This window comes from Gemmiger sp. (genome assembly GCF_057431175.1).
Genome location: NZ_DBMDDV010000025.1, coordinates 1 through 23,261 on the forward strand (window position 1 = coordinate 1; position 23,261 = coordinate 23,261).

General features: G+C 56.5%; 24 protein-coding genes. 11 read left to right on the plus strand and 13 right to left on the minus strand.

What is annotated here, in order from left to right; all coding sequences use genetic code 11:
* The 7 genes from ACZO0A_RS09450 to ACZO0A_RS09480 form a co-directional block, all read right to left on the minus strand.
* Positions 1-970, minus strand: a 970-nt coding sequence (locus tag ACZO0A_RS09450) for a hypothetical protein (protein WP_486846251.1), incomplete at its 3' end; no start/stop codon positions are given.
* A gap of 67 nt (positions 971-1,037) precedes the next feature.
* On the minus strand, positions 1,038-1,784 hold the full coding sequence (locus ACZO0A_RS09455; protein WP_370755620.1) for a DUF3849 domain-containing protein: 747 nt from the start codon (positions 1,782-1,784) through the stop codon (positions 1,038-1,040).
* Positions 1,781-2,194 (minus strand): hypothetical protein, encoded by a 414-nt coding sequence (locus ACZO0A_RS09460; RefSeq protein WP_370755618.1) that lies wholly within the window; start codon positions 2,192-2,194, stop codon positions 1,781-1,783. Before ACZO0A_RS09460 ends, ACZO0A_RS09455 begins: the two co-directional genes overlap by 4 nt.
* Positions 2,195-2,268: 74 nt before the next feature.
* Positions 2,269-2,664, minus strand: coding sequence for a hypothetical protein (locus ACZO0A_RS09465; protein WP_370755616.1), 396 nt, complete (start codon positions 2,662-2,664; stop codon positions 2,269-2,271).
* 57 nt (positions 2,665-2,721) lie between these two features.
* Positions 2,722-3,072, minus strand: coding sequence for a type II toxin-antitoxin system RelE/ParE family toxin (locus ACZO0A_RS09470; protein WP_302375918.1), 351 nt, complete (start codon positions 3,070-3,072; stop codon positions 2,722-2,724).
* Entirely contained in the window at positions 3,069-3,335 is a 267-nt protein-coding gene (locus tag ACZO0A_RS09475; protein ID WP_177802135.1) for a type II toxin-antitoxin system prevent-host-death family antitoxin, read from the minus strand. The genes ACZO0A_RS09470 and ACZO0A_RS09475 overlap by 4 nt, the downstream gene beginning before the upstream one ends.
* A 344-nt stretch (positions 3,336-3,679) precedes the next feature.
* Positions 3,680-4,429 carry a GNAT family N-acetyltransferase gene (locus ACZO0A_RS09480; protein ID WP_302377048.1) on the minus strand — a complete coding sequence of 250 codons (750 nt, stop codon included), beginning with the start codon at positions 4,427-4,429 and terminating at the stop codon, positions 3,680-3,682.
* Positions 4,430-4,757: 328 nt separating this feature from the next.
* Between ACZO0A_RS09480 and ACZO0A_RS09485 the strand changes: the two genes are divergently transcribed.
* The 11 genes from ACZO0A_RS09485 to ACZO0A_RS09535 all read left to right on the plus strand — a co-directional run bounded on the left by ACZO0A_RS09485 (position 4,758) and on the right by ACZO0A_RS09535 (position 17,784).
* Complete coding sequence (locus ACZO0A_RS09485; RefSeq protein WP_302377049.1) at positions 4,758-5,015, plus strand: LPXTG cell wall anchor domain-containing protein; 258 nt, start codon at positions 4,758-4,760, stop codon at positions 5,013-5,015.
* A gap of 278 nt (positions 5,016-5,293) precedes the next feature.
* Entirely contained in the window at positions 5,294-7,774 is a 2,481-nt protein-coding gene (locus ACZO0A_RS09490) for a helix-turn-helix transcriptional regulator (protein ID WP_302377050.1), read from the plus strand.
* A gap of 85 nt (positions 7,775-7,859) precedes the next feature.
* Positions 7,860-8,102: a DUF2442 domain-containing protein gene (locus ACZO0A_RS09495; RefSeq protein ID WP_302377052.1), complete on the plus strand. Its 243-nt coding sequence runs from the start codon at positions 7,860-7,862 to the stop codon at positions 8,100-8,102.
* Between the two features lie 40 nt (positions 8,103-8,142).
* Positions 8,143-9,732, plus strand: coding sequence for a hypothetical protein (locus ACZO0A_RS09500; RefSeq protein WP_302377054.1), 1,590 nt, complete (start codon positions 8,143-8,145; stop codon positions 9,730-9,732).
* 81 nt (positions 9,733-9,813) lie between these two features.
* Positions 9,814-10,548: a hypothetical protein gene (locus ACZO0A_RS09505; protein ID WP_302377056.1), complete on the plus strand. Its 735-nt coding sequence runs from the start codon at positions 9,814-9,816 to the stop codon at positions 10,546-10,548.
* Positions 10,532-11,410, plus strand: a complete 879-nt coding sequence (locus ACZO0A_RS09510; RefSeq protein WP_302377057.1) for a DUF3137 domain-containing protein — start codon at positions 10,532-10,534, stop codon at positions 11,408-11,410. The genes ACZO0A_RS09505 and ACZO0A_RS09510 overlap by 17 nt, the downstream gene beginning before the upstream one ends.
* 14 nt (positions 11,411-11,424) lie before the next feature.
* Entirely contained in the window at positions 11,425-11,625 is a 201-nt protein-coding gene (locus ACZO0A_RS09515; RefSeq protein ID WP_302377059.1) for a hypothetical protein, read from the plus strand.
* Positions 11,626-11,661: 36 nt separating this feature from the next.
* The gene (locus ACZO0A_RS09520; protein ID WP_302377061.1) at positions 11,662-12,198 is read left to right on the plus strand and encodes a DUF3592 domain-containing protein; all 537 of its coding nucleotides are present in this window, start codon (positions 11,662-11,664) and stop codon (positions 12,196-12,198) included.
* A gap of 285 nt (positions 12,199-12,483) precedes the next feature.
* Complete coding sequence (locus ACZO0A_RS09525) at positions 12,484-15,678, plus strand: hypothetical protein (RefSeq protein ID WP_486846253.1); 3,195 nt, start codon at positions 12,484-12,486, stop codon at positions 15,676-15,678.
* A 158-nt stretch (positions 15,679-15,836) separates the two neighbouring features.
* Positions 15,837-16,769: a carbohydrate kinase family protein gene (locus ACZO0A_RS09530; protein ID WP_215691138.1), complete on the plus strand. Its 933-nt coding sequence runs from the start codon at positions 15,837-15,839 to the stop codon at positions 16,767-16,769.
* Positions 16,750-17,784 (plus strand): LacI family DNA-binding transcriptional regulator, encoded by a 1,035-nt coding sequence (locus ACZO0A_RS09535; protein WP_486846255.1) that lies wholly within the window; start codon positions 16,750-16,752, stop codon positions 17,782-17,784. Before ACZO0A_RS09530 ends, ACZO0A_RS09535 begins: the two co-directional genes overlap by 20 nt.
* A 176-nt stretch (positions 17,785-17,960) precedes the next feature.
* On the opposite strand, the gene ACZO0A_RS09540 is transcribed toward ACZO0A_RS09535, so the two are convergent.
* The 6 genes from ACZO0A_RS09540 to ACZO0A_RS09565 form a co-directional block, all read right to left on the minus strand.
* Positions 17,961-18,857: a hypothetical protein gene (locus ACZO0A_RS09540; protein ID WP_486846256.1), complete on the minus strand. Its 897-nt coding sequence runs from the start codon at positions 18,855-18,857 to the stop codon at positions 17,961-17,963.
* Positions 18,858-19,068: 211 nt separating this feature from the next.
* Positions 19,069-19,602, minus strand: a complete 534-nt coding sequence (locus ACZO0A_RS09545) for a hypothetical protein (RefSeq protein ID WP_486846257.1) — start codon at positions 19,600-19,602, stop codon at positions 19,069-19,071.
* A gap of 3 nt (positions 19,603-19,605) precedes the next feature.
* Entirely contained in the window at positions 19,606-20,136 is a 531-nt protein-coding gene (locus tag ACZO0A_RS09550; protein WP_215691133.1) for a hypothetical protein, read from the minus strand.
* Positions 20,133-20,666 (minus strand): RNA polymerase sigma factor, encoded by a 534-nt coding sequence (locus tag ACZO0A_RS09555; RefSeq protein WP_294781725.1) that lies wholly within the window; start codon positions 20,664-20,666, stop codon positions 20,133-20,135. Before ACZO0A_RS09555 ends, ACZO0A_RS09550 begins: the two co-directional genes overlap by 4 nt.
* Before the next feature lie 289 nt (positions 20,667-20,955).
* Positions 20,956-21,711 carry an exodeoxyribonuclease III gene (locus tag ACZO0A_RS09560; protein WP_486846258.1) on the minus strand — a complete coding sequence of 252 codons (756 nt, stop codon included), beginning with the start codon at positions 21,709-21,711 and terminating at the stop codon, positions 20,956-20,958.
* A gap of 15 nt (positions 21,712-21,726) precedes the next feature.
* Positions 21,727-23,091, minus strand: coding sequence for an MATE family efflux transporter (locus ACZO0A_RS09565; protein ID WP_291210879.1), 1,365 nt, complete (start codon positions 23,089-23,091; stop codon positions 21,727-21,729).
* Positions 23,092-23,261: the final 170 nt, after the last annotated feature.

A 23,261-nucleotide genomic window follows, 5' to 3' on the forward strand; every position in this document is an offset into this window, starting at 1 on the left:
CGTTGACCGTGGAAGTGTTCACATAGGTGTATGTCGGGCATCCTGCAGGCTGACCGTTGGCACCGTGGGTGCAGCAGTAGGCGGGTTCGCCGTTGAACCAGATCAGCCAAGTGCCGTTGACCTTGGCAACCTTGGTGATCTTGCCGCTTGTCACCGCAGGGGTGGGGCGCTCGGCAAAGGTGGCAATTTCGCTGTCAGGGAAAGGATACTCGGCAGTCGCATTGCGGTCGATGGTCACCTGCAAGGTTTTGGTCAGGCAGCTGCCGTCCGGGGCGGTATAAACCAGCTGTGCGGTAAAATCCGCATCTGCCTGCACATATACACCCAGCACAGCAGCGGAGGTTTCGCTGTATTCGCTATGCAGCAGACTTTCGGCATCCTTGGCGGGCTCGCCGTAGTAGTCCAGCAGAGTCACGCTGTCCGGCAGAACCAGATCAACGGTGCTGCCGTCGGTGGGGTACTCCACCTGCGCCAGAATCGGCACAATGGCGTAGTCGGTATCTTCCAGCAAGGGCGTTGCCAGCGTCAGGTTGTCGCTGTCCAGCGCCTCGGCGCTCAGATAACTATCCTGCTCTAAATCGGCATCCCACGCGCCAAGCCCGATTTTGGTTTCACCGGTCGCTACCGGCAAACCGTAGCTGCCAAGGTAGGAGCCTGTGGGGGCGTCCGGCATATCCTGATACAAAACCTCACCGTCAAAGGTGTAAGGCTCGTTTTCTTCAGCAGGCTCATCCGTGGTTGGTGCTGCGCTTTCCTCGGTAGCTGCTCCGAGGTCGGGGCTGCTGGCATCGGTCTGGCCGTTGTCTGTTTCAGACGGCTCGGTCTGCTGCTCCATCTGCACGGTTTCCTCGGTGGGCTGCGGTGTGGGTTCCTCCGCAAACGCTGCACCGGGCAGCATGGAGCAGAGCATTACCGCCGCCGCAAACAGTGCGGTAACACGATGCTTCAATTTATAATGTGTTTCTTTCATTGTGAAATCCTTTCAAAACAGAGATTTTTTCACGAAAAAAAGCGCCTGCAAAATGCAGACGCTGCGGTTATCTTTCGGGGGTATCCTGAGCGGGCTGGGCTTTGGCTTTTTCAAATTTTCGCACTTGGTTTACAAAACCGTCCAATAGGCAGGTATGCGCTTGTAGGTCAGCGTAGTAACAGGAACGGTCAAATCCACGGCGATCCATATCTTTGATCGTGCGAATGGAATCTGCCCATTCTCTATTTGTGTGAGAAATACGACCATCTCCATTACGGGTTTGAATGGCCGCTGCCAACACATATTTTGTGCGCTCCAAACCATATTCCGCCACTACCTGTTCAACAGCGCCAGCGCCCAGCCGCATACCATCAAAGCGCTGTGCAAGCGCTGCGTCAATCTCGTCCCGACACCTTTCATTCAAGTGGCAAGACGCATGGTACTGCTGCAATTCGCCGTGCTCGCGGGCATAAGTGACGGACTGTCGATATACTTTGGGTGGGTTCTGCTGCTGCTCCTTTTTCAGCAAGTCATCTGCGCGGTCTTCCACGCACTGAGCCACAATGCTCATATAATCGGTTTCCAACTTGGAAAAATCCTTATACACATCCGCCAGCGGCGCGGGAGATTTCAGCAGCGCCCGCACCTGTGCGAGGGTGAGGTTCATTTCTTCCGTTGCCAGAATAATGTCCTCACGGACGCTGTACTCATAGGCGTGGTGTAGAATTTCTTCTGGCGGCTGTGCGGTCAGCCATAGGCAATAGGCGCTCTGTTCCACCCGCATTTTTTCGCAGAGCTGCTCCTGCGGAGTCATTCTTTTACCTCGCACACCAAAGAATTGGTTTCCATCACATGACGCCAAAAATCGACCTGCCTGTCATAAGACATATTATCATAGCAGACATCAATCAGCGTTGCATACAGCTTTTCCTCATCTTCAGGGGAAATGGCAAGAGAAATATTGTTTTGCGAACAATAGCACAGGTAATCAACAAGGTCGCCCATAGTATCTGCACCGCTGTTCTCCAACAATTCTTCCCACTCGTGCGGAAAATCGAGCTCTTCCAGCACAATATCCACCGTGTCGTCACACATAGGAATGCTTACGGTTACTTCCTCTCCCGGATGCGGGCTGAAACAGTCCAAAATAGGTAAACAGCCAGCGTGTCCGGCTGCATCTGCCAATGTGTTGGCTAACAGACTCATCATTTCATCGTGCGTCATAAAATCCTCCGAAGCAGATAAGATTCCACAAAAATTACGACTGCATACTGAATAAATCACTTCGTGTATGCAAATCATTCAACATCTCTCCATTCCAAGGAGTTGTTTTCAAGCATATCTTCCCAAAATACCATCTTGCCGTCCATGTCCATATTTTCATAGCAGATTTTGAGCAATGCAGTAGAAAGAACATCATCGGCACTTGAATTTTCGGATTTGTTTTTGTTCAGATAATCGGCAACGTCTCCGATCGTTTCAGCACCAATTTTTTTCAGTAACGGTTCGCACTCCTCCGGCCAGATTTCGCTGCCCACCGGCATGATGCGCATAACACCGTCAATAGGATACTCTATGCGAGTTTTATCCTCCTCGCACTGTGAGAAACCGTCTATAACGCTAATACAGCCCTCATACCTTGCCTTTGTAAGCAGGGTCAACGCTAATTCTTCAATAAGTTCGTCATAAATCATGTTTTCCTCCAATAGAAAAAGCGCCCACAAAAGTGAGCGCCCAGATAAAATATTCGGTTATGAGAACATCGGCAAACTGTCGTTTGCTGCATCTGTTTTCAGAATGGTGATCCAGTTGCTTTTGCCGTAGAGAAACCGCACGATATGCACCGTTTGCGTGGCATCGTCCACCGTGTAAAACGCAAGGTAATTCATAACGATGGTGAAGCGGATTCCCCACAAGGAAAGCAGTTTGTCGGAAACGACTTCAAATTTGTGCGGGAATTCTGCCAGTGCTCCGATTTTTTCGTCGGCCACATCCAACAGCTTGTCGGCGGCAGTTGGATTTTTCAGTACAAGGTCGATATAGTCGTAGGCGTTCGCCATATCGCGCTCGGCGGCTTGGGTGACATGAATGTTGTATTTCATCTGCGCTCCCTGCGGTGGCGCAAATCAGCCATAACATCGGCAAAGGGGCGCGTGTTCCCGGCTTCCACGTCGGCAAGGCCCTCTTGCAGCTTGCTGTACAGTTCAATGCGGCCCGCCATTTCCTCATAGGTTTCCATGCTCATAACGGCAAGGTCGCCCTTACCGTTTTTGGTAATAAAGACCGGTTCGTTGTAGGCATGGCAGTAAGAGGAAATGTCATTATAGTTGTTCCTTAAATCTGCGCTGGAACGAATGTTCGGCATAGATAGCACCTCTCTTTCATACAGAAATTATATCATAATTTCTGTATGAAAACAAGTAGGAGTTTTAGTTGAATGTGACAGTCCAGTAGGTATACTGCCCCTCGGCGGTGGAGCAAAACCAACAGGCCACACCCATGCTCGTAAAGCTGGCGTTGGTGTTCTCCTGTACAGCCCAATACGCGCTGTCGCTGGTGTCGATTTATTTACACTGTAAACCATAGAACAAGCTCATAGCGACAAGGTTTATGAAAATGCTTCTATACTTTACAGTTGGTCGTATGTGTAACGGAATAAGTAAAGAGGGGCTGTTGTATATGCTCGTCCGAATGTGCTCACCAGCGCGGTCAGGAATCAGCCTTGCCTGCCAGTGCCAGAAACTTCTTATCGGACTGGATACCCTGTGTCAAAAACTTCCCGTCCCGGAACAGGGCATAGGTCGTGACCGGGGCGGGCGTGTTCTGCGCAGTCTCGCGGTCGGTGATGTGGTGTACGGTCAGCGAGATGCCGTGGGCCCGGGCAGTCTCTGCCACGCGCGGCACCCAATAACAGGTAAAAGGACACTGGTCGGTATAGTAGAGCACAAAGCCGGGCTCTGCAGCCTGTGGGTGCTTGGCACAGGGCTTGAACTTGGGCGGCGCAGCGTCAGGGGAAAGCGGCAGGTACATCAGCGTGATGCCGCAGTCGGACACATCCGCAGTGGAAAAGCCCTCATGCGCCAGAAACTTGGCGTCGGCCAGAAATTCGCGCTTGCGCCCCTCGGCAGACAGAATACACACTCCCTTACGCCCCTGCGCCCGGGCATCGTTGACGCATCGGGCCAGCAGTTCTTTCGCGTAGCCGTGGCCTTTCAGCGCCCCGGAGACCCAGAGGCAGTTGATATGCAGACAGCCCTCTGCCTCCATGGGCAGCCAGGCGTTTTCCGCCGGGATGTATTCAATAAAGCATTTGCCGCGCTCCACGCTGCGGCAGAAAACCAGCCCTTCGTCAAAGCGCTGTTTGAGCCATTCCTTTTTTGCCAGGCACTGCTTGCCGGACATAGCACAGCAGATGTGCTCCTTGTCGATGTTCTCTTTCGTGATGCGGATATAGTCCATAGTCGATCACTTCCCTTTTAACTGGAACGGTTTGCGCTTTCATACTGGTTTTTCCTGTGCTTATTATACCTTACCTGTTCCTGAAGTTCAATGTTGCCACAAAACATCGGTTTTTCTTGTTTTTGAGGCGATTTTGTACTATAATAATTACAGTAAGTTCAAAAGTGATGGACTTGATCGGTTGTAAGGTCACGATTATGCAAAATCGAAATACCAATTTGAATGACATCTATATGTCGGATCGCTTGCAGGCACAGCTGCAGCAGATCGACCAATACGCAATGACCTGCGTGGTTGCTCCCATAGGGTACGGTAAGTGCCCGCAAGCATGACCTTTACAAATACCTACACGCCGAAGGCCACGCCTGCGCCCACCCCCAGCCAGGAGCCTTCTGCTGCCCCGGCACCCACAGCTACCCCCGCACCTACCGCAACCCCGAAGCCTGTTGCTACCGCAACACCTGCCCCGATGACGCATATTCCGCAGACGGCGGACACATTCCCGCTGGCGCTGCTGATCGCTATTCTGGCTATCAGCGGCGGCGCGGTTGCCCTGCTGATCGTGGGCAAAAAGCGCAAAAAGTAATTCTCTCATAGTTCCCTAAATAGCAGACCCCCTCCCATACCGCCGGCAACAGCGGTGTGCGGCGGGGGTCTGCTTTTATCTGCCAAACAGAATCCCCCTCGACTCATAAATCGAGGGGTGAATAGCCTATAGCAAAAGAATGTAAAAACACCATCTTGCCGTGCAGAACAAGATGATGTAAAATGGAAATAATGAGAAGTTCCCTCCATAAAGGCAGCCATACACCGCATCCAAAATCCGCCGGGGATGCAAAAACCAATTCGTTGGAGGTGTGCATTATGCCAAAGCCAAAATGGAATCTGAACACCATTTACATATCTGAGCGGCTGCAAGAGAGCCTGCGGCCTATTTCCCGCTGCGCCATGACGACAGTGGTCGCGCCCATGGGCTATGGAAAAACCACAGCGGTGAACTGGTATCTCGGCGAGCACGCCAAAGCAGAGGCACTGCATATCATCCGTATCAGTGTGTATTCCGACAACCTTGCGATTTTCTGGAAGAGCGTGCAGGAGGCGTTTGCCCGCGCAGGGTTCACCTTCCTGCGGGAGTATCCCTGCCCAACGGACGCGGCAGGCGGCGGACTGCTGATTGACGATCTCTGCCATATGCTGGCGGGCGAATCCCCCTGTTACATCTTCATTGACGATTTTCATCTGCTGACGGACAAGCGTGCCCCCCTGTTCCTTTGTATGTTGGCAAATCGGCTACCTGCCAATGTGCATATAATCGTTGCAAGCCGTGACCGCTTTTTGCCCGCCGCGGAGGCAGTGCGGCTGGGGGGCAAGGTATATCAAATCGGCATGGAACAGCTGCGCCTCAACCATACGGAGCTTGCGGTTTATGCCCACCGCTGCGGGACAAAACTTTCCGATGCGCAGGTGGAAAGCCTTCTCTATTCCAGCGAGGGCTGGTTCTCTGCCGTATATCTGAACCTGCGCACCCTCTCCGAGCGCGGCGTGCTGCCCAGCCGAAACTCCGATATCTACGCCACTTTTACCGCCGCTATGATCGATCCGCTGCCGGAAAAACAGCGGGAGTTTTTGGCGGTAATGGGCCTTGCCGATGAGTTTACCGTCGAAATGGCGCAGTGTATCACAGGGGATGCGGACGCGGCGCAGATCCTTGCCATGCTGACCGAGCAGAACGCCTTTGTCACGCGTTTGCCGAATGGCGTGACCTATCGCTTTCATCACATGATGAAGGAATGTGCCGAACGGAGCTTTCACGAGATGAAAGCGGAAACGCAAAAGCTCTATTGGGAGCGTTTCGGGCTGTGGTATGAAAACCAACGGCAGTATCTTCACGCTATTGCTGCCTACCGAAAAAGCGAGGACTACCACGCACTGCTGCGGGTCATTCGCGGTGATGCAGGCATTCTGCTGGCCTCGCTGAAGCCGGAGGATGTGCTGGACGCATTGAACAAATGCCCCGCCGAGACATTGAAAGCCAATCCCTTTGCCATTCTGGTCCTGATGCGGCGGATGTTCACATGGCGGCAGATCCCGAAGATGCTGGAGCTAAAAGAACTGCTGCTGACAGCCATTGCGGAACACCCGGAACTGTCGGCGGAGGAGCGCGGCAACCTGCTGGGTGAGTGCGACCTTATCCTGAGTTTTCTCTGCTATAATGACATCAGCGCCATGAGCCGCCTGCACCGCAGTGCCAGCAGGCAGATGTCCCGCCCAGCCATCAGCATCCAATCCGGCGGCGGCTGGACCTTTGGCTCACCATCCGTCCTGATGATGTTCTACCGCGCACCGGGAGAACTTGAGGGCGAGCTGGCCGAGATGGATGAGTGTATGCCCCATTACTATAAGGTCACGAACAACCACGGCCAGGGCGCGGAAACCATTATGCGCGCAGAGGCGCTGTTCTGCCAGGGACATTTTACCGATGCGCACATCGAGCTGGAGCGCGCTTACGCACAGGTCAGGGACAATGGGCAAATCAACATGGCGCTATGCTGTGATTTCCTGTCGCGGCGGCTTTCTCTGCACACCGATGTGGAGCAGCGCTATACTTTTGCGGAAAGATACGCAGAGCTGCTGCAATATCACGATGCATCGTGGATCAACATCTGGTGTGCCACCAGTGCCTATTATCATGCGCTGCGGGGGGAAGCAGAAGAGATCCCGGAAATTTTTTCGCAGCACAGGCTCTCCACCGTCAATATGCTTGCGCCGGGCAAGCCCATGATGGAAATGATCGAAAATCAGGTGTATCTTGCCCAAGGCGCCTATGCCAAGGTGGTGGGACGCAGCGCGGAACTGCTGGCGGTGTGCGAGGCGATGCACTATGCGCTGGTGGCGCTGCATATCCGCATCCAGACGGCAGCGGCCTATGAGAAATTGGGCAAGACCGAGGAGGCCCGTGTATGGCTGCGGAAAGCGCTTGCCGATGCGGAATCGGACGACTTTGTGATGCCGTTCGTGGAGAACTACGACTGCCTGCAGCCCATTCTTGCGCGCGAGATGAAGAACGAATTGACCGTGAAAATCACTGACCTTGGCGAAGCGGCAATAGCACGAAACGCCGCAAGCGTGCGCCCGGCAGCATTTGATGTGCTGACAGCGCGGGAATTTGAAATCGTAGAACTGATGGTGCAGCGGCTCAGCAACCGCGAGATTGCCGAAAAGCTCTATCTCTCCGAGGGAAGCGTCAAGCAGTACGCGAACCAGATCTATTCAAAACTCCATATTGACGGCGATACCCGAACCAAGCGAAAGCAGCTTGCCGAGCTGCTTGGGCAAAAGTCCTAGCCTTTAGTTAATGGTTATCCCACCCGATCCACCGTACAATGTAGGTACGGTGGATCTTTATTTTTGCGGAAGGGAGGGCCTACACTTGAACCGAAGGTATCTCACAGCTGTCACGCCGCTGCCTGATTATATTTTGCAGGTCGATTTTGTGTCCGGAAGTCGGCTTTTGCTGGATATGAAGCCGCATCTGGATAAGATTCGGTTTCGCCCGCTTGCTGATGCGCGGGTGTGGAGCAGCGCTGTGACCAACGGCATCTTTGTCCGCTTTGGCGATGTGGAGCTAAGCCATGACGAAATTTTGACCATGGCAGAGCAGGCATACGAATGAAAAAAGCAACGCAAAATAGAGAAATTTAAGGAGGAAAGACATGAACTGTATCCAAAAAATGCTGGCAGCTGCGCTCGGCTGCGTGCTGAGTGCGCTGCTTCTGACCGGCTGCGGAGAAAAAGAAGAGCCGGTCAACATAACGCTTGCAAACCACAGCGGTCACGGCATCACATCTATCAGCATCACGCCCTCGACCAGCGATGAATGGGACACGGAGCTTGTCGACGGTATCTTCCAGAGCGGAGAAATGATGGAAGTCAGCCTTGGTTCCTACAAACCGTCTGAGCTTCCGGACTTCAACATTCTTGTCTACAACGAAGAAAGCTACGTCCTGTACGACAACGATGTTGACGAAGTGGATTTTACAATCCACGATGGCGACTATGTTGTATTCCTGTCTCCGGACGGCGACGACAGCATCGTGGTCTGCACATCGGAGGAATATGACAATCTGTACGCCGGCGATGGCGAGAACGCCCCGACAGGCTACACGGCCGAAGAGCTTGGGCAGACTGGCGGTATGTCAGGCTTCTCCGGCTGCTGGAAGCTTGAAAACGCGCCGTTCTATTTCGTCATCAACGACAACTATGAGTGGATTGCCGTCAACCTCTACGGCGAGCAGGTCGGCCCCGGCTATGTCGTGTCGGAAGATGACTGCATCATGCTCTGCATGGAGGACGACACAGAGCTTGTTTCCCTCTGGCAGACCGCTAACGGCGACCTGAGCGACGCCAACGGCAACACACTTACCGCCTCTGAGTACATTATGCTCCTGCCGACACCGGATGACGAGCTGAACCAGACCGCCTGCTTTCCCGGTAGCTTTACCAATGTATCCATCAAGTATCCAATCCAGATGGAAGCACACGAACACCCGAATGTTGACAATTCGCTGAGCTTCAACGCAGTCATGGAAGACGGAACAGATGACTACTATTCCAATATTGTGATTGCCTTCCAGCCTATCTCCGGCTATGATTCCTATATGGAAAAGGGCGCTGCCAGCGCGAAGCCCTACATGGTCAAGATGCTCGACGACTTTATGAAGGGTATGTACGGCGACAAGCTCATCCAATCCTTCGGCTCGGATTTCAAGGATAACGGCGACTACTACAGTCTGACCGGTTATATGTGGCTCGACGGATCCATCTTCTCCGACGGTCCGTCTCAGCCTGTGCGCGGCTGTATGGAGGTTCGCTACTACGGTCCGACCGGCTACGCGCTTGTCGCAACGACCATCGCGCTCGAGGGTCGAATCCACAACTACTTTGAGATTTGCAACAGCATGCTCGAAACCATCTCCTACACCGCCGGATGGAGCACCGCGCCCAAGCCCGTACCCACTCAGGCAACCTATTCCGGCGATACCGGCGACTACGGCACGCCATACTACTGGTATGATGAAGACGGCGACGTGTGGTACTGGAACGGCTATGAAAACGAGTTCATCTCCTACGGCTCGGACGGCTATATTGACGACGATTCTGGCGAATACATGGAATCCAACGATGCCGGCTGGGATTACTCGGATGAGTACTACGACGACTACGATCCGTGGTCTGACCCCGGTGACGGCTGGGACGATTACTCTTACGATGACGAAGGTTGGGGCGACTACTTTGATGAGTAAGATACAGGCTCTGAACGTGCGCTGCCGGTGCCGCGCAATGTCACTTTATTACCTGATGGAGTGACCGGAAGGAGGCGTATCATGAAAAAACGGTGGAAGAACACCGCATTCTTTGCGCAGGTGATGGTGCTTTGCCTGTGCCTTGCCGCCTGCGGCAATTCCGATGATGTGGCGGGGGATGATTGGCGCACGACCGGTATGGTGGTCGACAGCGGAACCATCACCCATGACGGCGACAGTGTGGATGTCCTGGTCACAGTGAGCGAGAGCAGCGCAGCCTTCTACCGGGACATCCCGGAGCAGGTGCTGTTCGACAGTGTCGCCTTCCCCATGGACATTCCCGATGCGGAGCAGGCATTTCACAGCATCTCCTTTGACGATCTGGACGGCGACGGCGAGAGCGATGTATGGGTGAGCTTTCTTCACGAAAACGGGGATGCAACGGATCTTGTCTGGATCTGGGATCCGGAGGAGCGCTATGTCTATCGGGAGGATCTGTCCGCGATTCCGGCTGATGAGGGCAGTCCAAGCGATTATGCAGGGCTTTGGGAGTACCCGGACGAAAATCTTTGGCTGCGCATCTATGATGATGCGACATGGGAATTTGTAAATGATCAGGAAGATGTCATTGAGTACGGCACACTGTGGGCGGACGAAAACGGCGTGACGCTGCACTTTGACGGCAGCGGCGATACCCTGCAGCTGGATCGCAGCGGCAGCGGCGATCTCATCAACAGCGTGAACGGCGATATGCTTTTCCCGGCGGAGAGTAACCGGCAAGGCGGAATAGGAGACGAATATGGAAGAGAAGAATAAAAACCTGACGGATGAACAGCTTTCGCAGCAGCTCCGCAAGAGTAAAGGCGGAAAATGGGGCGGAATGCTCCTTTCCCTGCTGGGCGGCGTGCTCGTCTTTGCGGGTATCGTGCAGGGCGGCAATCTTGTACTGATCATTGCGGGCGTTGTGATCCTCGCGCTGGGGCAGGCGGCAAAGGGAAAATCCAGGGAGCAGGCCGGCCGCCAGACCTTCGATGCCCTGGCACCGGATATTGTAAGCACAGTCTTTGACAACATACAGATGGCTCCCGCCCCGCACATATTGGATGCGAAGGATACAAACATTCCCCTGCCCGGCCACACCTATTGCAGCGGCAGCGGGTATATCCGCGGAACCTATCAGGGGCTGCCCACCGAATTGTGCACCGTCAGGCTGACGGAGGTGAACGAGTTTCAGCGCGAGGAAACCGGTCAGTGGGAGAAAAACGAGCGTGAGGTCTATACCGGGCAGTGGATGCTGTGTGAGCTGAACCGGGAATTTCCGACCTGGCTGACCATCTGGCCAAGAGAACGGATGGATAAGCTGTTCGGCAGCAAAACCATCCGGACAGGAAACGAGACCTTCGATAAGCGTTTTAATGTAAGCAGCGATGATGAAGCTGCAGCCCTGCACATTCTGACGCCCGACTGCGCAGAGAAAATTCTGGCGCTGGCGGATTCCTCCTTCGGTAGGCTTGCCATAAACCTCAACAGTGACGGCAGACTGTATCTCGCGGTTCACAGCGGGCACGGCTTTTTTGACCTCGGCAAGGGCCGTGAGGATCCGGCACAGCTGCGCCAGCGCTTTACCCGTGAACTGACGTGGTTTACGAATATGATCGATGTGTTCCGCGGCGCGTAAAGGAGGTGGGCAATATGCCGCTTTGGCTTGCTGTGGTGCTGTTGGCATCGGCGGTTATCGGCATCGTGCTGTGCCGTAAATATCTGCGCCGAAACAAAACCGCGCGCATTCTCGGTATCAGTATCTGTGTGCTGCTGGCGTTGGCCTGCATCCTGTATATCGGTCTGACCCTTCTCTTTGTGGATGCGGTGCAAAACCAGCCGCCCGCATTGTGACAGGAAAGGCACCGGCAGAGGTGTGAAGGAGGCCGTATGAAAAAGATTCGAATCCTCATTATCAGTATCGTTCTTGCGATAGCGCTTGTGGCGTGTCCCATAGAATCTACGCGGAATATCACAGCGGGAATCGGTTTCATTCTCGGGGCTGTGTCGGTGGCATGGCTCGGGGTGCGCCAGCGGAAAGGCGCACAGAAGGAATACGAGGATACTGTGCGGCGGTACACAGGCACCACGATGATGAAGGTGGTATGGATCGAGGAATCGGTCAATGAACGGTGGGAGCAGCAGGAGGACGGCAGCGAACAGCTGCGCCGGGAGACAGTCTATCTTCCAACCTATGAGTACACCGTGAACGGCAAAACCTACCGGTACGCAAGCCGCCAGACCGTTTCCGGCAAGCGGGAACTGGGACGGCAGGTGGTTGGGTATTACGATCCCACTCGGCCCGACCGTATTACCGAAAACAAGCCGCGAAAGCCTGTTTTGGGTGGGATGGTATTCTTTATGTTTGCCGCATTCCTGCTCTGGTTCGGTATCATGTCCTTTGCCGGTATGCTTTCCATTTCCTGATACTGCGTACCCATGCCGGGTCGCAGCAGGCGCATTTCAGCCCCCAAAAACTTGTGTGCGCAGCGCGTGCTGCAAAAAAACAGGATACTTGCTGCCATACTTTTGTTTTATCTCTCCATGCAAGCATTTCCTTCGCAGATAGTCCGCGTGTTCGGCTGCATTTTGGCTTTTTCGATACTGCGCAATGTTTTTTCAAAAAAGGCTTGACAATTTGCGATTTTTACCCCTATAATTTTTATAAATACCTTGGGCACTGCTGCCCAACAGCGCGAAGAAGGAGACATGATGAAAAAGCAGCTTGTAAGCATCCTGTTTGCCCTGTGCATGGTGCTCTGCCTTGTGCCCCTGGCGGTCTTTGCGGAGGAAAGCACGGAAACCCCGCCCGAGTGCAGTTGTGAAACAGCCTGCACGGCGGAAAGCATGAATACGGATTGCCCCGTTTGCGGCGCGGAGGGCGCTTTGCCGGAGAACTGTGCACAGTGCGCCCAGCCCGCAGACGATGCGGCAGCCCAGCCGGAGGGAGAAGTGTCCGACCCCCAGCCGGAGGGAGAAGTGTCCGACCCCCAGCCGGAGAAAGAAGTGTCCGACCCCCAGCCGGAGACAGCCTTGACGACGTTAATTGGCGGGAACGATACGCTAAAAGAGGTCAACAGCGAGTCTGAGCTGACTAATGCGATTGCCGATTCTACTGTCGGCACCGTCAAGCTGGCGGCGAACATTGACATCGGCAGTTCCCTGACCGTCAACCGCGCCGTGACGCTGGACTTGAACGGCAAGGTGCTGCAAATGACCGGCAGCGGCAGTGTTATCAAGGTGGAGAGCAGCGGCAATCTGACGCTGACCGACAGCAACACCGCCGCCGAGCACAAGTTCATGCCCGGCACCAACGGCCTGTGGGTGCTGAACGAGGCAAGCGGCACAGAGATCGTCACCGGCGGCGTCATCACCGGCGGCACGGGCTATCCGTTTCAGCTCTACAGCACAGTAAATTGTGGCGGCGGTGTGTATATCGCACCCGACGGGCAGTTGACCATGACCGGCGGCAATATTATCGGCTGCTCCGCGGAGTACGGCGGCGGTGTATGTATTTATCCGAAGCAAGACAGCAAACAGGGTCAGTTCTCTATGTCCGGCGGCAGCATCATCGGCTGCTCCGCGGAGTCCGGCGGCGGTGTTTGTGCTTTCGGCAAGTTCCAAATGTCAGGTCAGGCGGTCATTCGCAGCTGCACCGCCGAAGGCACGTCATTTAAATTCGGCGGAGGCGTATGGGTCGACGGCAGCTTTGAAATGTCTGGTGAGGCAATAATCGAAGGCTGTCAGGCAATCTCCGAATACGCCTACGGCGGAGGCGTATATGTCAACAGCAGCAGTAGCTTTGTGATGTCTGAGAAGGCAAAAATCGAACGCTGTCAGGCAATCTCCAACTCTTCCACCCCTTCCAAGGGCGGGGGCGTCCATCTCTCAAACAATACGGAGTTCACCCTGTCGGGCAGCGCCGTGATCCAAAACTGCAAGGCGGATAATTCCGATGATTCCGGCAAAGCCTATGGCGGCGGCGTGAGCGCCGCTTGTGTGAGGCAGATTACCTTGGCGGGCAGTGCGAGTATTGCCGATTGTAATGCGGCAAACGGAAGCGGACTATACATCACCGGCTCTTCGTGGGATCCTAATGTCTATGGGCAACTTTACGCCAACGGCGGCTCGGTTGACGGCGACGTCGTGCTGGGAGATACAGAAGACGGTCCCAGTACCATTACAGGCACTGGCGAGACTGTGTTCAAAGGCAAAGTGACCGTTACCCCCGGCAGCACCATCGAAAAAGGCACATTCAACGGCGAGGTCATCAACAACGGTACCATCACCGGCGGCACGTTCAACGGCACGGTAAACAACAACGGTACCATCAACAACGGCACATTCAACGGCGAGGTGACCAACAACGGTACCATCAACGACGGCACATTTAATACCCCTATAACCGGCAGCGGCACAAAGGACGACCCCTATCAAATCAGCACCGCCGCCCAGTTAAAGCGGTTCCGGAATATTGTCAACGGTACGGGCGGTCAGACGCAGGACTCTGGCGCGTGCGCTGTGCTGATGAACGATATCGTCCTCAACGACGGTACATTTGACGCGAACGGAACCTATACTCCCGGCTCCAGCAGCAAGGCCGCTGAGGAATGGACGCCCATCGGCAAGTATACGGACGACAACGATAAGACCCCCTATACCGGCACCTTTGACGGACAGGGGCATACCATTAAGGGACTGTATGTCAATTCGGCGTCCGACGCCTACGTCGGCCTGTTTGGCTGTCTGGAGGGTGCTGCCGTCCGGAACCTGACGGTAGATGGCTATGTACAGGGTTACAAAACTGCCGGCGGTATCGCGGGCTACGCTTCAAATGCTGCGATTGAAAATTGCAGCAACCATTGCAGCGTTTTTGGCGGCAGTGACAGCATGCTTGGCGGTATTGCTGGCCTTAACTTCGACGGTGCGAAAATCATCGACTGCTATAATGTTGGTACAATTATTCGTAACAGCACTGTTTTCGAATTTTGCGGCGGCATTGTGTGGGGTAACGCTGGCACAGTCTCTAATTGCTACAATGTTGGAACTATCTCTGGCAACGTTTATGATGGCGAAATCGTTGGCAGAAATTCTGGCACTGTAGAAAACTGCTACTATCTTGCCGGTACGAACCTGGACGCAGTTGGCCAAAGCGATAGTTATGGCAAAACTACAAAAACAGAGTCCAAAACCGCCGCAGAATTTGCCGACGGCACGCTGCTGGAACTGCTCAAGGCTGACCGCAACGATTCTCCATGGGATAGCTGCCAGTATCTGGCCGCAGCAGGCAAGACCCTGCCGGTGTTCAAGGGACAGGGCGATGCTCATGAGCACAACGGCAACTGGACGTCCAACGGCAACGGCACCCACAGCCGCCGCTGCACCTGCAACGCCGTGGAAACACAAAACTGCTCCGGCGGCAAAGCGACCTGCAAGGATAAGGCCATATGTGAGATTTGTGGAGACAGTTACGGCAGCCCTGAACCGAACAACCACACCGACCTGAAACACATTGCCGCAAAGGCCGCCACCGCTGCCGAAGAAGGCAACATTGAGTATTGGCACTGCGGCGACTGCAACAAGTATTTCTCCGATGCTGCGGCAAAAACGGAAATCACCCGGGCCGACACCGTGACGGCCAAGCTGCCCCAGCCCACCACGCCGCCGACGGCAACCCCGACCGCATCCCCCACGGCGCAGCCCACCACCGCGCCGCAGGCTGCGGAGCAGCCTCGCCGGACCGCACAGCCCACGGTGCAGCCCACGGCCGCCCCCACCGTGCAGCCGGTATCCACCATCCCCGCCACCGGCGATACCAGCAGCCCCATTTTGTGGGCCGCCCTGCTGCTTTGCAGCGGCGCGGGTTTGGCAGTAACGGCATATAAGAAAAACAGACACCGTTCATAAAAAGTGTAGGCAGCTGTTCGTGGCTGCCTACATTTTTTATGCCGCATTTGCAGGGGCCGGATATGTCCGGCCTCTGCGTGTCGTTTATTGTAAAATTCTTGCAATTTTTGCCGTAATACGGTACACTGGTTTTATAGCAAACGGAAAGGAAACACACCATGGGAATCGTAGTAATCGGCGCAGTTTTTGTTGACATCAAGGGGTATCCCCTTTCCACCTATATCCCGGGCGGGCGCAACGCCGGCCGGGTCGAGCAGGTTCACGGCGGCGTCAGCCGCAACGTGGCCGAGGATATCGCCAATGTGGAGCTGCGCCCCACCTTCGTCAGCCTGGTGGACGACACCGGCTCCGGCCAGGACGTCATTGACAAACTGGACAAGCACAAGGTCAACACCCGGTTCATCCGCCGCGTGCATGACGGCATGGGCACCTGGCTGGCCGTGTTTGACAATGACGGTGACGTGACCGCCGCCATCTCGAAGCGGCCCGACACCCGCCCGCTGACCGCCCTGCTGGCCGAGAACGAGGAGGGCATCTTTGCCGACTGCGACAGCGTCGCCATTGAGCTGGATCTGGAAAAAGAGACGGTCAAGCAGGTGCTGCGCTCGGCCAAAAAGTACGGCAAGCGGGTGTATGCGGTCATTTCCAACATGAGCATTGCGATGGAGCGCCGCGACTTTTTACAGCAGATCGACTGTTTTGTCTGCAACCAGCAGGAGGCGGGGATGCTTTTCTCCGACGATTACGACCACCTTGCCCCCGCCGCCATGTGCCGCGTGCTGGCCGACAATGTGCGCAGTGCCCGCATCCCCTGCATGGTGGTGACGATGGGCGGCCAGGGCGCTGTCTACGCCCGCGCCAACGGCGAGTGCGGCATTGTGCCCGCCAAGAAGGTGGATGTCATCGACACGACCGGCGCGGGCGACGCGTTCTTTGCGGGTACGGTCATTGGCCTGACCTACGGCAAGGGCCTGGCGGATTCCTGCGAAATTGGCAGCCGGTTGGCGGCGTCGGTCATCTGCACCGCCGAAAACGTCTGCCCCCGCTTCCGCCCGCAGGAGTTCGGGCTGGATGTGGAAGTGGTGGATTGAGGAAAGAAGGCAGACCCTTTTGACCATTAAGGATATCGCCCGCGAGTCGGGCTACGCGGTGGGGACCGTCTCCCGCGTGTTGAACCATAACCCCAGCGTCCGCCCCGAGGCACGGGAGAAGATCCTTGCCGTGGTGGCGCAGTACGGCTACCAGCCCAATGCCAACGCCAAGCACCTGAAGCAGCAGGCCTACGAGGGCCTTGCCCTGGTGGTAAAGGGCACCCAGAACGCCCTGTTTGCGGATTTGCTGGACAAATTGCAGGCATATGTTGAAACGTGCGGCTACACGCCCACGGTCTACTACATCAACGAGACCGGCGACGAGATGGCCTACGCCCAGATGCTCTGCACCGAGCGCAAGCCCTACGGCATCTTTTTCATCGGCTCGCACCCGCACTGCTTCACGCCGGAGCTGGCCGGGCTGGGCATCCCCTGTGTGCTGCTGACGAACAATGCAGCGGGCCTGGGCATCCCGAACCTGTCCAGCGTCAGCGTGGACGACCGCGCCGCCGCAAAGGTCATGATCGAGTATATGTACAAGCAGGGCCGCCGCCGCATCGGCATCATTGGCGACCGGCCCGATTGCAGCCGCCCGAGCCAACAGCGTCTGGACGGCTGTCTGGAGGCCATGCAGCAGCTTGGCCTGCCCTTTGATTTTGACAAGCAGTACGGTTACGCCCGCTTTTCCATGGAGGAGAGCTACGCGGCGGCGGAGTACCTGCTGGCCCACTGCCCCGATCTGGACGCCGTGTTTGCCATGTCGGATCTGATGGCGCTGGGGGCCGTGCGTGCCTTCCAGGATCACGGCCTGCGGGTGCCGCAGGATATCGGCGTGGCCGGGTACGACGGTATTTCGCTGGGGCGGTTCACCGTGCCGCGGCTGACGACCATCCGCCAGAACACCGCGCTGCTCTCCCAGCGTGCCGCGCAGATTTTGCTTGCCAGCATCGAGCATAACGCCCCTGCGGTGCATGAGGTTGTGCCGTTTGAGCTTATTTTGGGGGAGAGCGTGTGATACAAAGGCTTCCCCCTTTCCCAATATCGCACCGTAGGGGCCGGACATGTCCGGCCCTCCACCTTGCCATAACCGCTCAGCTGCCCTTATGCCGCGGGCCGGGCATGCCCGGCCCCTACAACTCTATGATAAAAAGCAGGTACCCACGTTTTACCGTGGATACCTGCTTTTTTCTATCATTCTGCCGCGCTCTCCGGGGTGGCTATGCCAAATTGCTCGTTGAACCGCCGCTCGACCTCGGCGTCTACATAGTCGTCGTCGGGGTAGACATCGTCGTGGGCGTTGGCGTATTCCTCGGCGATATCATCGCGCAGCCGGGTCTTGATGTACTCGTCGCGGTCGGCCTCGCTGGAGAAGCTGGAGCCGTCATAGTGGTAGCTTTCCGTCACGCGCTGAGCCACCTGGGCAGCGGTCAGCCCCGCCGGGTAGGAGGCGACGCAGTCCAGGTAGTAGCTGATGCCGTCGTCGGTGTCCTCCCCGCTGGAGAAGTGGTAGCTCGTAAAGCCCAGGTCCTTGTCCGCGGCCAGCTGCATAATGCCTATGCAGTCGGCGGCAAAGGACTCGGCGTCGGCGTAGGGGCCGGTCAGGGTGGTGTTCAGCACGCAGTCGTCGCCGCTTTGCAGCGTGTAGCTGCCGCCCGCGTCGTGGTTGAACCAGACGTTGACACCGCAGTAGCCCGTTTTGGCTTTCAGCTCCGGGTCGGCGGTCAGGGCACCGTACAGGGCGTCCACCTTTTCCGTCTCGATGCGGCTTATGGCGCTGCTGCGGGCGGGGCCCCACTCACTGACAGCCAGGGGCAGCAGCGCCGCAGCGCCGACGACGCAAAGGGTGAACGCCGTACCCAGCATGGCCAGCCAGTCAAACTTGACCAGCACATCGGGCTTGGCGCTGTACACGAGCATTTCAATACCCAGCACAATGAGGATGACCGGGGAGAACTTTACAATTTGCAGCAGGTTGAACGCCGGCACGATTTGGTAGAGCATCAGCAGCACACCGGCCAGGATCAGCACCAGTGCAAACGCCAGCGTCCCCACGCGGCGTGTCTTTTTCGGGGTGGTTTTTTCGTCCATGATTCTATTACCTCATTTATTCTTCGTTGCACAGTAGGGGCCGGGCATGCCCGGCCCGCGCGTGTATGGCGGGCACAGCGGCGGTGGGTCAGCAGCGGGCGGGACATGTCCCGCCCCTACCCTGCGGCAAAAGGCAGACGAGCGGCGTCCGTAAGGCCGCCCCTCATCCGGCGCTGCGGCGCCACCTTCCCCCAAGGGGGAAGGCAGGGCGTTATTCATGCGGATACGGCGGCAGCTCGTCATCGCCGTGCTTCGTTTCGGGGTGCAGGCCCAGCAGCTTGAGGCCTGCGAAAATCAGCAATGCCGCAATGACAACATTCGGTATGCCGGTGATGATGTCGTAGGCGTAGCCGTCGCCAACAAGATTGCACAGCAGCGTATAGAGCCAGGTTGAGATGAATGTCTCATACAGTGCCCAGACGCCGAAGCCGACCAGACCCCAGCCAACCAGCCTGTTATGCTGGGGGACCAGCTTTTTGATCTCCTCATAATTGCCCAGAACCAGCAGGGAATCCTCCTTCGGCTCACCGGCCGCCATGTGGCGGATGAGGTCATAGGTGTCAAAAAAGCTGTACATCCAGATAACAAGGCAGAGGAACAGCAGCGGTTCAACGACGGTGGCCGCCATCACGCAGAGTATCAGTATCATCGCAATCGAGAGGCCGCGCTGCATATAGCCGTAGTACATCTGCCCCGCACCGGGGATGCAGGCGAAGATAAAGGTCAGGAATCCATTCTTTTTCATAGGTCATTCTCCCTTGGCGGTGCTGCCGCCGATCGGTTTGGTTCGCATTTGTTCCAGGCCGCTCTCAGCGGTCAGGGTAAAGTTTTTAAAGGTATCGTCGAGGCTTTTGTAAAAGCCGTTGACGGCGGTGCTGAATTTAGTGCCGAACCGCTCATGCGGGGCGGTGGGCTGCTGCGGCAGCAGGGCGGCAGCGTTGGGCACGCCAAAGGTCCTGACCGCACCCCACATCACAAACCCCAGCACGACGGCGGCCGCCGCCGACACATAGCGGTTCGTCATAATGCGGAAGCTGCGCAGCCGCATCAGGTTTTGCACCTGCGGGATCAGGTCGCGCATCGGCTGTTTCATGCAGTCGGGCGCAGCCTCGATCATGGCTGTGTAGCGCAGCAGGCAGTAGTCGCAGAAGCTCAGGTGCTCGGCGGCCTCCAGCGCACCCAAGTCGTCCAGAGTGCCGTCCTTCAAGGCGTACAGGCCCTCGTCGGTCAAATGGCCTTCGGCGTCAAAGAGTTTTTCGTTATCAAAATAAAGGCTCATTCGTTCTGCCTCCTCTCGGTAATTTGCTGGCGCAACAGCAGTTTGGCGCGCCATAGCTGGCTGTTGATGGTCGCAGGCGGGCGGCCCACCAGCTTTGCAATCTCGGAGCTTTCCTTGTGCTCCAAAAAGTACATGACTGCGATCTTTCCGTAAGGCTCACGCAGGTTCCGCACCAGCTGTTCCAGCTCGGCGGCCCCGGCGCGGTCGGCCAGGTTTACTGCCGGGTCGTCGGCGTCACTGCCGGGTGCGCCGCGCGGCTCCGGCAGGGCATCGTCACCCGGGGCCTCCACCTTGCGTACCCAGGCGCTTTTCAGGTGATCCTTGCATTTGTTGGCCGCCACCCGCACGAGCCACTGTTTGTAATACTGCGGTTCGCATCGGTCGATAGCCGAAAACGCGGAGAGGAAGGTATCCTGGGTCAGGTCCTCGGCGGTGTGGGGCTCGTGCACAAATTGCAGGCAGACCGTGTAGATGAGCTTTTGGTATTGCTGCATCAGCCCGGTAAATTCTTCATTTGTCAGTGCCCACACCTCCCTTGCTTTGTCCTTCTGTATACTAAAACGAATTCCCCGGCGCCGATATTGCAAGCGCGGGGGAATTTTTAAAAAAGTTTTCTTCTTTGGTTTCCCCCGAGGGGCTGCACCCGCAGGCGCGTGTCGAAGCGCAACCGCCGTAGGCGGCTCTTAGCGCGAAGACCGAGGCTGTCTGCGAAGCAGACTGATGAGGGGCAGGTGTGCCGTTATCGCCCTTTTACCGGGCAGCCACCGGAAGGCCGCCCCTCATCCGGCCTGCGGCCACCTTCTCCCAAGGGAGAAGGCTTTACAGGTTGATATCCAGCTCCACCGGGCAATGGTCGCTGCCCATCACATCCATCAGGATATCCGCTTTCTCGATTTTGTCGGCCAGGCGGCTGCTGACGAGGAAATAGTCAATGCGCCATCCTGCGTTCCGTTCGCGGGCGCGGAAGCGCATACTCCACCAGCTGTACATACCGGTGGCGTCGGGGTGCAGATGGCGGAAGGAGTCCGTGAAGCCCGCCGCCAGCAGCTCACCCAGCTTACCGCGCTCCTGATCCGAAAAACCCGCCGCGCCGCGGTTGGGGCCGGGGTTCTTCAGGTCAATGTCCTCGTGCGCCACGTTCAGGTCCCCACACAGGATGACCGGCTTCTCGGCATCCAGCTTTTGCAGGTAGCGGCGCAGGTCATCCTCCCACTGCATACGATAGTCGATGCGGGCCAACTCGTTCTGGGAGTTGGGCACATAGAGGTTCACGAGGTAAAAGTCCGGGTATTCCAGCGTGATGGCGCGGCCCTCGTGGTTGTGGATATCCTCGTCCAGGCCGTACCGTACCGACAGCGCCGGTTCCCTGGCCCAGATGGCCGTGCCGGAGTAGCCTTTTTTATCGGCGCTGTATATGTACTCGGTGTAATCTTCGGGCGCAAAATCCGCCTGCCCGGGCTGCATTTTCGTTTCCTGGATGCAGAAAAAATCCGCGTCGAGGGTGTTGAACACATCCTCAAACCCCTTTTTCAGGCAGGCCCGCAGACCGTTGACATTCCAGCTGATAAATTTCATGTGGGTGGCTCCTTTTTATACTTTTTTCACCGCATTCTTCTTCCACGCCCCGGTGGCAAATCTGGCGATAAAACAAATCACACGGCAGACCCAGTCAACCAGCATGGCGTACCAGACGCCGACCGCACCCATGCCCATATTGACGCAGAGCACCCAGCTCAGGCCCATGCGCCATACCAGCATGGAAATCGTGGCGACCACCATCGTGTACCGCACATCGTTGGCGGCGCGCAGGGCGTTGGGCAGCACAAAGCTGGCCGGCCACAGCAAAATTGAAAAGCCGTTGTGGATCATGACCAGCGTGAACGCCAGCGCCCGGGTCTCCGGCGTCAGGGTGTACATACTCAAAATCTCGTTGAGCAGCAGCAGCACCGTAACGTTCACCGCGCCCTGGGCGATGTAATCCCACAGCAGCAGCTTTTTGGTGTAATATTTCGTTTGTTCAAAGTCCTGTGCACCGACGCAGCGGCCCACGACGGTAATCATGGCAAGGCCCATGGCGTTGCCCACAATGCAGCCGATGGCGTCCAGGTTGTTCGCCACCGCGTTGGCTGAGATATGCACCGTGCCGAACAGCGAAATCATCGAGACGACCAGCACGCGGCCCAGCTGGAACAGACTGTTTTCAAATGCCGAGGGGACACCGATGTACAGGATGCTCTTGACGGTTTTGCCTTCCAGCCGGGTGACGCTGCGGGGCGTGATCTGCAGCACATAGTCGGGCCGCGCTGCCAGCGACAGGATGATAACCGCGCCCACCGCGCGGGAAATCAGCGTAGGCACCGCGACGCCCGCGACGCCCATCTTCAGCACAAACACGCAGAGCGCGTTTCCGCAGAAGTTGATGGCATTGACGATGACCGATACTTTCATCGATACTGCGCTGTTGCCGGTGGAGCGGAAGATGGCCGCGCCCGCATTGTACAATGCCAGAAACGGAAAGGACAGCGCCGTGATGGTAAAGTAGGTCAAGCAGGCCTGCATGACATCGTCGGTGATCGTGCCGAAGAAGAGCCGCAGCTGTGCCGTGCGGGTGATAAGGCAGAACGCCGCCACGCCCACGCCCAGAATGGCACTGAGCGTCACGAGCTGTCCGGCGCTGTGGGCGGCCTCCTCACGCCGTTTGGCACCCAGGTGCTGGCTGGTAACGACCGCACCGCCGGTAGCCAGCGCGCCGAACAACGTAATGATAAGCTGGTTGATCATATCGACAAGCGAAACGCCGGAGATGGCGGCCTCACCCACCGAGGATACCATGACGGTATCTGCCATACCTACGAGGATTTCCAATGCCTGCTCTATGATGAGCGGCCACAACAGCGTAAGCAGCTGCCGATTGGTAAATAACCTTTCTTTTTTCAATTTTTCAAAGCATCTCACTTTCCCAGGTTGAGTATACCACAAAAAAAGTCCCCGCGCAATGCGCGGGGGGATAAAAGGCTTCCCCTTTGGGGGAAGCTGTCCGCGAAACGGACTGATGAGGGGCGGCCTTGCCTTACTGCCTCTTTACGGGGACACTACCATAGACGCGCCCCTCATCCGGCCCTGCG